General features: G+C 49.2%; 9 protein-coding genes and 1 pseudogene. 7 read left to right on the plus strand and 3 right to left on the minus strand.

From position 1 onward, the window contains the following. From gatB to gatC, 3 genes and pseudogenes are all read right to left on the minus strand, one after another. A pseudogene (gatB, locus tag ABNT28_RS08040) lies at positions 1–279 on the minus strand (Asp-tRNA(Asn)/Glu-tRNA(Gln) amidotransferase GatCAB subunit B); the annotation flags it as partial. After that, complete coding sequence (gene gatA / locus ABNT28_RS08045; protein WP_348721351.1) at positions 279–1,757, minus strand: Asp-tRNA(Asn)/Glu-tRNA(Gln) amidotransferase subunit GatA; 1,479 nt, start codon at positions 1,755–1,757, stop codon at positions 279–281. The gene gatA and the pseudogene gatB, both read right to left, overlap by 1 nt. Then, positions 1,757–2,044, minus strand: coding sequence for an Asp-tRNA(Asn)/Glu-tRNA(Gln) amidotransferase subunit GatC (gene gatC, locus ABNT28_RS08050; protein ID WP_332924283.1), 288 nt, complete (start codon positions 2,042–2,044; stop codon positions 1,757–1,759). The genes gatA and gatC overlap by 1 nt, the downstream gene beginning before the upstream one ends. Before the next feature lie 56 nt (positions 2,045–2,100). Between gatC and ruvX the strand changes: the two genes are divergently transcribed. From ruvX to ABNT28_RS08085, 7 genes are all read left to right on the plus strand, one after another. Further along, positions 2,101–2,580: a Holliday junction resolvase RuvX gene (ruvX, locus tag ABNT28_RS08055; protein WP_332924282.1), complete on the plus strand. Its 480-nt coding sequence runs from the start codon at positions 2,101–2,103 to the stop codon at positions 2,578–2,580. A 76-nt stretch (positions 2,581–2,656) separates the two neighbouring features. Beyond that, positions 2,657–3,637: an aspartate carbamoyltransferase catalytic subunit gene (locus tag ABNT28_RS08060; RefSeq protein ID WP_348721352.1), complete on the plus strand. Its 981-nt coding sequence runs from the start codon at positions 2,657–2,659 to the stop codon at positions 3,635–3,637. Next, the gene (locus ABNT28_RS08065; protein ID WP_332923339.1) at positions 3,634–4,920 is read left to right on the plus strand and encodes a dihydroorotase; all 1,287 of its coding nucleotides are present in this window, start codon (positions 3,634–3,636) and stop codon (positions 4,918–4,920) included. Before ABNT28_RS08060 ends, ABNT28_RS08065 begins: the two co-directional genes overlap by 4 nt. Before the next feature lie 16 nt (positions 4,921–4,936). Then, positions 4,937–5,560, plus strand: a complete 624-nt coding sequence (gene plsY, locus ABNT28_RS08070) for a glycerol-3-phosphate 1-O-acyltransferase PlsY (RefSeq protein ID WP_348721353.1) — start codon at positions 4,937–4,939, stop codon at positions 5,558–5,560. Positions 5,561–5,616: 56 nt separating this feature from the next. Next, positions 5,617–6,720 (plus strand): DNA-processing protein DprA, encoded by a 1,104-nt coding sequence (gene dprA, locus ABNT28_RS08075; RefSeq protein WP_332923337.1) that lies wholly within the window; start codon positions 5,617–5,619, stop codon positions 6,718–6,720. A 93-nt stretch (positions 6,721–6,813) separates the two neighbouring features. Beyond that, on the plus strand, positions 6,814–9,411 hold the full coding sequence (gene topA, locus ABNT28_RS08080) for a type I DNA topoisomerase (protein ID WP_348721354.1): 2,598 nt from the start codon (positions 6,814–6,816) through the stop codon (positions 9,409–9,411). After that, a partial coding sequence (locus ABNT28_RS08085; protein ID WP_348721355.1) for an RNB domain-containing ribonuclease occupies positions 9,411–10,628 on the plus strand: 1,218 nt, incomplete at its 3' end. The genes topA and ABNT28_RS08085, both read left to right, overlap by 1 nt.

Genomic DNA, 10,628 nt, shown 5'->3' on the forward strand with positions numbered 1-10,628 from the left:
CGCGTAAAAATAATTCTTCCGGTCAAATACGCTGAACAGATTTATCTCGGCTTTCAGACCAAGACCGGTGCGAACAGCCTGATAAACGCATTCGCTATTGATAACCGGCAACATGCCTGGCATGGCCGCATCAACCAAAGATACATTTTGATTGGGCTCAGCACCAAATTTTGTTGGGGCGCCTGAAAACAGCTTGGCAGATGATGAAACCTGCGCATGCACTTCAAGACCAATCACAACTTCCCAATCGCCTGTGCGACCTGCAACTAGATCACTCATCACGCACCTCCTGCCATGCGTTGCGGCCTTGTGCTTATGGCTGCCGAATCTTCGATAACTTTGGCGACTTTATAGATCGCAGCTTCGTCAAATGGCTTGGCCAGCACCTGCAAACCAAGAGGTAGCCCCGCCTGATTAAAGCCAGCTGGCACAGACATACCCGGCAAACCAGCCAGATTTGCTGGCACAGTAAAGACATCATTTAGGTAATTTATAACAGGATCATCAACCTTGCGTCCCACTGGGAATGCGGCCGAAGGCGTTGCTGGCGTCAGAATCGCATCAACCGAGGTAAAGGCATCGTCAAAATCATTTTTGATTAGTCGCCTTACGCGTTGGGCTTTCAGATAATAGGCATCGTAATAGCCCGCAGACAGCACATAGGTGCCAATCATGATCCGGCGTTGCACTTCATCACCAAAACCTTCAGCGCGGGTTAGCCCATACATGTCATCAAGCGCTTCCGCTTCGATGCGGTTACCATAGCGCACCCCGTCATAGCGCGCCAGATTAGACGAGGCCTCAGCCGGCGCAATGATGTAGTAGGCAGGCAAGGCATATTTTGTATGCGGTAATGATATATCGACCAGCTCAGCACCTGCGTCTTTCAGCCATGCTTGACCCTGTTGCCAGAGTTTTTCAACATCTTCATCCATGCCATCCATGCGGTATTCGCGCGGAATACCAATCTTCATGCCTTTGACGCCCTCACCGACCGCTGCAACCACATCCTGTAGCGGGGTTTCGGCCGAAGTCGAGTCTTTGGCATCATGGCTTGCCATCGCGCTCAGCAACAAGGCGTTATCGGCAACATCGCGTGAAAATGGCCCTGCCTGATCCAGTGATGACGCAAAAGCTACAATGCCCCAGCGCGAACAGCGACCATAGGTTGGCTTGAGGCCGACAATACCGCAGAAGGAGGCTGGCTGCCGGATTGAACCGCCTGTATCAGTACCGACACTCAACAAGGCTGATCGCGCCGCCACAGACGAAGCTGATCCGCCCGAAGACCCACCCGGCACCAGATCAACACCATCGCCAGCATCCCATGGGTTTACTACCGGACCTGCATAGCTGGTTTCATTCGCCGACCCCATGGCAAACTCATCACAATTAAGCTTGCCAAGCATCACGCCACCTTGCGTCCACATATTGGCAGTTACAGTGCTTTCGTAAACGGGTACAAATCCATCAAGAATTTTTGAACAGGCCGTTGATGTCACGCCCTTGGTGCAAAACATGTCTTTTACGCCAATTGGCAAACCTTCCAAAACACCCGTTTTGCCAGCGGCAATCCTTTTATCGGCATCACTAGCCATGTCGAGTGCTTTATCAGCCGCAAGCAGAACATAATTGTTTAATCCGGCAGTGTCCTCAGCGGCCTGAATATAGGCGCTGGTCAATTCAACCGATGAAATATCTTTGGCGTCAAGGGCAGCACGCGCCTCAACTGCCGATAAAGCGAGCAAGTCCTGCATTATTCAACAACCTTTGGTACAACAAAAAATCCACTTGCAGTCTCAGGCGCATTGGCCAGCACATCATCAACATAGCCACCATCGGTAACGATATCGTCACGCATAGGCAACGAATGTCCGGTAACGCTTGCCAACGGCTCTACATTGTCTGTATTCACTTCATCAAGTTCGGCGATCCATGCAAGGATACCGTTCAATTCGTCGGCAATAGCCTCCTGACGCGATTCATCAACATGAATACGGGCCAGTCGGGCGATTTTAGCGACTGTGGTCTTGTCAACGGACATGTCACTGTGCTTTTTGCTGTTAATAGGTAAGTACAACAAGCGAAATATCATTCACCATGCCGATCTGCAAGCTAAACGATGTAAAACAGTCAATTTCTGATGGTCAGCGCCTGCTTGGGCTCGATATCGGTAAAAAAACCATTGGTTTGGCATTGTCTGATGCCGGTTTAAAAATCGCAACGCCAGTGAAAATCCTATACCGAACCAAATTCACCCCTGATGTTGCAGAATTATTTGAGTTGGTAGATGAACAAAATGTGGGCGGGTTGGTTTTGGGATGGCCGCTAAATATGGATGGCTCGGCTGGACCACGTTGTGATTCGACTCGGGATTTTGCCTATGCCCTTATGCGTATCAGAGATATTCCAGTATTTCTTCAGGATGAACGCTTATCCACGCATGCGGTTGAAAGCGCGATGATTGCCGCCGACATGACCCGCAACAAACGCGCTGTGCGACGGGACGCCCTTGCCGCTGGCTGGATTTTACAATCAGCGCTGGATGCGATACATGATGGAGTGATAACTCAAGACTAAATTATTTTATATGCTGGTGCGCCGATTGAAATATCACTAGACCAATAGTACCGCTTTCGTTTATACACTACTCTTCATGAACAAGACGTCATCCAAACGCACTGCTTCGGCTAATGTCTCGGCTCCTGTAAGCTTGCCAACAAAACACCTTCTAGGCATTGAAGGCATGTCTCCGCTTCTAATTCGCGCCCTCCTTGACCGAGGTGACGCATTTGCCAGCACGTCTCAATCCAGCATATCTTCGGCTCTCAAAGACAAGACAGTCGTTAATTTATTTTATGAAAACTCAACCCGAACCCGCGTGTCCTTTGAATTGGCCACCAAACGACTTGGCGGTTCGGTATTGAATATTTCAGTGGCTGGTTCGTCGGTGAAAAAAGGCGAAACCCTGCTTGATACGGCAACGACATTGAACGCGATGCATCCCGATATTCTGGTAGTCCGACATAATTGCGCAGGCGCGGCCAAACTTCTGAGCCAGCATGTAGATGCCGCGGTGATCAATGCTGGCGATGGCCGACATGAACATCCAACTCAAGCTTTACTAGATGCACTGACCATCCGCCGCCGCGTAGGCCATATTGAGGGGTTACGCATAGCCATATGTGGAGATATCGCCAATAGCCGCGTGGCGCGATCAAACATTCACCTGCTAGGCACATTAGGGGCAGAATTACGCTTGGTATGTCCGGCGACTTTGCTTCCTGCGGCGGTTGACCAAATGGGCGTCAGCGTTTTTACCGATCTGGAAACTGGTATCAAGGACGCTGACATCGTCATGATGTTGCGCTTGCAAACCGAACGTATGGCAGGCACCGAAACACCATCACAGCGCGAATATTTCAATTTCTTCGGCCTTGACAAAGCCAAGCTCGAACGCTCAGCGCCAAATGCTCTGATTATGCATCCAGGACCAATGAATCGTGGTGTCGAGATTGACTCAGCCACAGCAGATGATGTTGAAAAAAGCCTTATCCGCATGCAAGTCGAAATGGGCGTTGCCGCGCGTATGGCATGCCTTGAAGCGCTGGCACTTGGATTGGATAGCACATCATGACAGACATCCAATTTATAAATGCCCATATAATTGATCCTTCTCAAAACCTGGATGGCATTGGTTATGTTGACGTTCAAAACGGCGTTATCAAATATTGCGGGCTTGGAGATGCCCCCAAAGCATCAAAAGACACAAAGATTATTGATTGTGCGCATAGCTATCTGGCACCGGGTTTGGTTGACATGCGTGTTCAATCAGGTGATCCGGGTGCAGAGCATCTTGAAGACCTGAACAGCCTGTTATACGCCGCCGCCGCCGGTGGGGTCACCGCATTTGCCTGTTTGCCTAATACCCAACCGATTATTGACGATGCAAGCATGATTGACTCGCTATGTCTTCGTGCATCTCGTCAGGGCGGATCACAGCTTTATGTCTATGGCGCCGCAACAAAGGGGCTTGCTGGCACAGAAATGGCCGAATTAGGGCTTATGGCTGAATCAGGCGCGGTTGGCTTTAGTAACGGGATCACATCAATTCAGGATGCGTTGGTCATGCGCCGTTTGCTGTCCTATGCCAGCATGATTGACAAGCCTGTCATCCAGCATTGCGAAGATGCCTCGCTTATAGCCGATGGCGAAATGAATGAAGGTGAAACATCAACTCGCCTTGGCCTTATTGGCAGTCCAGCAGTTGCTGAAGTTATTATTATTGACCGCGATCTTCATCTGGTTCGCCTGACTGGTGGCCGTTATCATGTCGCACATATTAGTACGCGCGCTGGTATCGACGCTGTTCGCAAAGCCAAAGCCGAGGGTTTGCCTGTTACCGCTGATACCGCGCCGCCTTATTTTATTCTGAATGAACTGGCTGTAAGCACCTATGATACGGCGATGAAACTATCGCCGCCTTTACGAAGCGAAGATGACCGGCTTGCCGTTATAGAAGGTCTGGCTGATGGCACCATTGACGCTGTTTCATCGGATCATGTACCTGTGGATGGCGATGCAAAAATGCAACCCTTTGGTCCGTCACAGCCCGGGGCGTCCGGAATTGATACATTGTTTGCCCTGACAATCAGCCTTGTTCATGGTGGTCATATTTCAATGATACGCGCGATTGACATTCTCAGCCTGTCACCTGCAACTATCCTTGATGTGCCAGGTGGTAGCCTAGTACCTGGTAGCCAAGCCGATATCATTCTGTTCCGTCCAGATACCGGATGGATAGTAAAAGGGGTGAATTTCACGTCGGCATCGCGCATCACACCATTTGAAGGACAACCCGTTCAAGGTGTTATTGATGCGACCTATGTCGATGGCAAAGAAGTCTTTAGACGCGGTTAAACAAACGTTGCGGTAAATGATGAAAGGTTTTGATTATTTGTGGATTATTGTAGCGTCCTATTTATTGGGTTCGGTGCCGTTTGGCCTTGTCCTGACACGTTTATTCGGTGGCGGTGACATTCGTAACGTTGGCAGTGGCAACATTGGCGCCACCAATGTACTGCGGACTGGCAAACGCGCTGTCGCCGCCCTCACCCTTATTCTTGACGCTGGCAAAGGGGCCTTTGCTGTTATATTGGCCGCCCATTTTATTGATGCGAATGCGGCAGCGCTTGCCGGATTGATTGCCATCATCGGCCATTGCTTTCCGGTCTGGATTGGCTTTAAAGGGGGCAAAGGTGTCGCCACATATCTTGCCGTCATGAGCGCTTTGGATATCCGGTATGGGTTGATATTTGCTGTGCTATGGCTTGGCACAGCCTTTGTGACACGCTATTCGTCACTTGCCGCGCTTGTTGCCACAATGGGCGCAACGATTGGCGCTTTTGTCCTGACAGGCAATAACGCGGACAATATCAATGCGATCCCAATTTTCATGATTGTGATGACAGGTCTGATCTGGGTACGTCATCACGCCAATATTGGTCGGCTTCTATCTGGTCAAGAGACCAAAATTGGCAAAAAAGCTGACCAAAAATAGCATATTATACTTTACAGTTAACCTTTGGTTAAGATGATTGCTTTATAGCTATAGGAATGGAACATTCCGAAAAGCTGGCGCGCATTCGGTTAATTCGAACGCAAAATGTCGGGCCAATGACATATAAATTGCTGATGCGTCGTTACGGAACGGCCAGAGACGCCTTACGGGCAGTGCCTGAACTAGCCAAGCGTGGTGGACGAAAGCTTATGCCTGCCAGCCTTGCTGATGCGGAAGCTGAATTTACCGCTAATGAAGACGCCGGGGCAACATTGCTGTTTCGTGGCACTGAACAATATCCGCGCCAGCTTGATATGTTTGACGATGCGCCTGCCTTATTATCAGCAAAAGGAAATGTGCATTTATTGCAGAAACCAATGCTGGCGATGGTTGGGGCCCGTAATGCGTCAATAAATGCCAAGCGTTTATCCGAAAAATTGGCAAGCGAACTTGGCGCGCATGGCTATGTCATTGTTTCAGGTCTTGCCCGCGGCATTGATACTGCCGCACATAACGGCGCGCTTGAAAATGGCACGGTTGCAGTCATCGCAAGCGGCATAGATTTGGTCTATCCACAAGAAAACAGCGATCTTTTTGATGCCATTGTTGAGCGCGGGCTATTATTAGCCGAGATGCCACCTGGCACCCAGCCAACACCACGTCATTTTCCCATTCGCAACCGTATTATCGCTGGTCTGTCACATGGCGTTATTGTTGTTGAAGCCGCAGGCAAATCAGGATCATTAATTACTGCTCGTGAGACAACAGAACGCGGTGGCGAGGTCATGGCAATTCCTGGCTCTCCGCTTGACCCCCGTTCGGAAGGATGCAACAAATTGATCCGCGAAGGGGCTACATTAGTTCAAAACACAGCTGACATCCTTGAATGCCTTAGTCGTCCTTATACCGTGTCTCAGCCGCCACCCCCGCCAGTTCAAGACACCAATGCGCCTGAACCTAGCGCCAATGCAGTTAACAAATGCCGAAACATCATTCTTGAAGGTGTTGGCCATGATCCGGTTACAATCGACGATATTATTCATCTATCTGATATGCCTGCCTCGATTGTATGGGCAGCATTACTTGAACTAGAACTTGCAGGTGTTATTTTGCGGCATCATGGCAATCGGGTGTCTAAAATAGCGGCAATCAACACTTAAATATGCGTCAAATACGTAAAAACGCATCAGATATTTTGACAAATTGCATTTTACGTTATATCGGATGGCCTCCACCAATAGTCGGATCATCCAATGAAAGTCGTTATTGTCGAATCACCTGCCAAAGCAAAAACCATTAATCGTTACCTTGGTGACGGTTATAAAGTGCTTGCCTCATACGGACATGTTTGTGATTTACCAAGTAAGGACGGATCCGTTTCCCCAGAAAATGATTTTGAGATGAAATGGCAAATTTCATCTGGCTCGGAAAAACATCTCAAAGAAATAACCAGCGCACTTAAAAATGCTGACAAGTTAATCCTCGCCACTGACCCTGACCGCGAAGGTGAAGCGATAAGCTGGCATGTGCTTGAGCAATTAAAAGCCAAAAAGCTTGTCAATGACATGCCTGTTGAGCGCGTTGTGTTTAACGAAGTCACCAAATCGGCGATTTTGGCGGCGATGGATAATCCACGTGCGCTTGATGAAGAGTTGATTGATGCCTACCGCGCTCGCCGCGCGCTTGATTATCTGGTTGGTTTTTCGATTTCGCCAGTTCTGTGGCGTAAATTGCCCGGATCAAAATCAGCTGGCCGCGTTCAATCGGTTGCCTTGCGCCTGATCTGCGAGCGTGAGGCCGAAATTGAGGCTTTTACAGCTGATGAATATTGGAGCCTTGATACCGAGATGGCCAAGGCAGATGGCCGTCATTTCATGACACGCCTGACCCATATTGACGGTGAGAAGCTTGGCAAACTTGGCATTCCAGATGAAGCCGCCGCAAAAGCAGCTGAAGCCAAGATCAATGCCGCTGATTTATCCGTCAAAACGATTGAAACCAAACGTGTAAAACGTAATCCATCACCGCCATTTACCACCTCTACCTTGCAACAGGAAGCTTCGCGTAAGCTTGGGTTTTCAGCAAGCCGGACGATGCAGATTGCCCAGCGCCTTTATGAAGGCATCAATATTGGCAGTGACACAACAGGTCTGATTACCTATATGCGAACCGATGGTGTCCAGCTTGGCAAAGAATCCATTGCCGCCTTAAGAGACGATATTGGATCGCGCTTTGGTAGCCGCTATCTGCCAGAAAGCCCACGTGTTTACAAAACTAAGGCCGCTAATGCACAAGAAGCGCACGAGGCCATCCGCCCAACAGATATAACCCGTGACCCAGAAGCTATGCGTAGCTTTTTGGATCATGACCAGTTCAGACTTTATGAGTTGATTTGGAAGCGAACGATTTCCAGTCAGATGCAATCTGCCGAACTAGACCAAACTGGCGTTGATATTACTGATCCTGCGGGAACTGTTACTTTGCGCGCCAATGGCCAAGTGATGGTTTTCGATGGTTATTTGTCCGTATATATGGAAAGCCAAGACGATAAAGATGAAAAGGATGAAACCCGTTCCAATCTGCTTCCAGAAATGAAAGAGGGCGAAAAGCTAGGGATACAGAAAGTTTCTCCTGAACAACACTTTACCCAGCCACCCCCTCGTTTTACAGATGCAAGCCTGGTCAAACGTATGGAAGAGCTTGGTATTGGCCGCCCTTCAACATACGCCTCAATTATTCAGGTACTGCAAAGCCGGGATTATGTCGTCAAGGACCGCAATCGTTTCATTCCCGAAGACCGTGGCCGTCTTGTTTCTACATTTCTTGGTAATTTCTTCGACAAATATGTTGAATATGATTTCACTGCACAGCTTGAAAGCCAGCTTGACGAAGTCTCGGCAGGTCGGCTTGATTGGAAAGCATTACTTGCGAATTTCTGGCGTGATTTTAAATCCGCTATCGATGGCACCAAAGACCTGACGATTACAAACGTCCTTGATGTTCTGGATGAAGAATTGGGGCCACATTTTTTCAAAGCTGATGAAAATGGTGCCTTGTTGCGGTCTTGCCCGAATTGTGACGATGGACGACTGGGGTTAAAACTTGGAAAATTTGGAGCCTTTGTAGGCTGTTCAAATTACCCCGAATGTAAATTCACCCGCAAATTGACTGACAGTGATGGTAGCGAAGATGACGCGCCTGTCGGTGATAAAAACCTTGGCATTGATCCAAAAACAGAATTACCCGTATTTTTGCGTAAAGGCCCCTATGGCTTTTATGTTCAGATAGGTGACCCTGAGACCAAAAAACCAAAGCGTGCGTCTTTACCAAAAGGGGAAAGCGCGGCCGCCATCGATCTTGATCGCGCTTTATCACTATTGGCTTTGCCACGTGATGTAGGCGCGCATCCGGAATCAGGTGATATGATTCAGGCTGGGCTGGGACGGTTTGGCCCTTATCTGAAATATCAAGGCGGTTTTACCAGCTTACCTGCTGATGACGATTTATTGACTGTCGGCATTAATCGGGCAGTCGATTTGCTAGCTGAATCAGCAAAGAAAAAGGGACGTGTACTTGGCGCGCATCCGGCAAAAGGCGATGTCTATGTCAAAGCGGGGCGCTATGGTGCCTATGTTGAACATAATAAATTACGCGCGACACTGCCCAAGGATGTTGATATTGCCGATGTAACACTGGATCAGGCTATCGAACTGCTGGCAGAAAAAGCCGCAAAGACGCCAGCAAAGAAGGCATCCAAAAAGGCGGCAACAAAGAAAAAGGCCGCACCTAAGAAAAAAGCAGTGGCCAAGAAAAAGGCAACAGCTAAAAAGAGCAGTAAGAAAGCTAACTAGTGGATGATAATCACGACAGCGATGGCGCAAATATAACGGGACTTCCCTCGCAACAGGCGATTGTCGATTTTGTAAATAGCTGTGCCACTCCCCCTACTCAGCGTGAGATTGTCCGTGCTTTCAATATTGGACAGGAATATCGTGCGCCCTTACGCAGGCTTTTGCGCAATCTAAGCGAAAAAGGCGTCCTGGCGCGGCGCGAAGGCCGACGTGTTGCATCGCCAGAACAATTGCCCGAAGTTACCGTGCTTGAACTCATGTCATTTGATGACAATGGTGATGGATTGGCACGTGTTGCAGGCGAAAGCAGCGATCAAGATGCCGACGCCCCCGAAATTCGTGTTATTCTTAGCCGCAAGGCAGGCCGCGCGCCATCTGTTGGCCAAACCATTCTGGCACGGCTCGCTCGTGTTGGCCCAAATCTCTACGAAGCGCGCATTATCAAAGTCCTTGAACGCCAGCAAAAACGGTTATTCGGCGAAATCAGCGCGACAAACAAAGGCTTTAAGCTTATGCCCGCCGAACGCGGTAAACGCGACGCGATTAGCGTACAGACATCATCATCAGCCCCATGCGCACCAGGCGATCTTGTCGAAGCCGAATTACTACCGTCAAAGGGGTATCTAGCAAAGACAGCTAGAATCGTCCGCAATCTGGGATCAGCCAGTAGCACAGGCGCTTTTAGTGCATTGGCGATAGCTGAATTCAATATAAGACAGCATTTCCCCGATGCTGTCATTGCCGAAGCGAACGCATTAAAAACACCTCCAGTTAAAGGGCGTCTGGATTTACGCGATATTGCCCTGGTTACAATTGACGGTGCCGATGCAAAGGATTTTGATGATGCTGTTTTTGCCGAACCAACCGACACAGGTGGTTGGCGGCTATTAATTGCCATTGCTGACGTATCGCATTATGTGCGGCAGGGTTCTGCCCTCGATAAGGAAGCAAGAACACGAGGCAATTCGGTTTATCTACCGGATATGGTCGTACCCATGTTACCTGAAGCCATTTCAAACGATCTTTGCTCACTGCGCCCGCATGAAGACAGAGCCGCCATGGTGGCTGAAATTTTTATCGATAATGACGGCAAACGGATCAGCCATTCAATCCAGCGCGCCCTTATCAAATCACATGCCCGTCTAACCTATGACACAGTGCAGGCCATCTATGATGGCGCATTTGATGAAGCTGATGCCGATGTGCCACATGGCACC

Source organism: uncultured Candidatus Puniceispirillum sp., assembly GCF_963979125.1.
GTDB lineage: Bacteria > Pseudomonadota > Alphaproteobacteria > Puniceispirillales > Puniceispirillaceae > Puniceispirillum.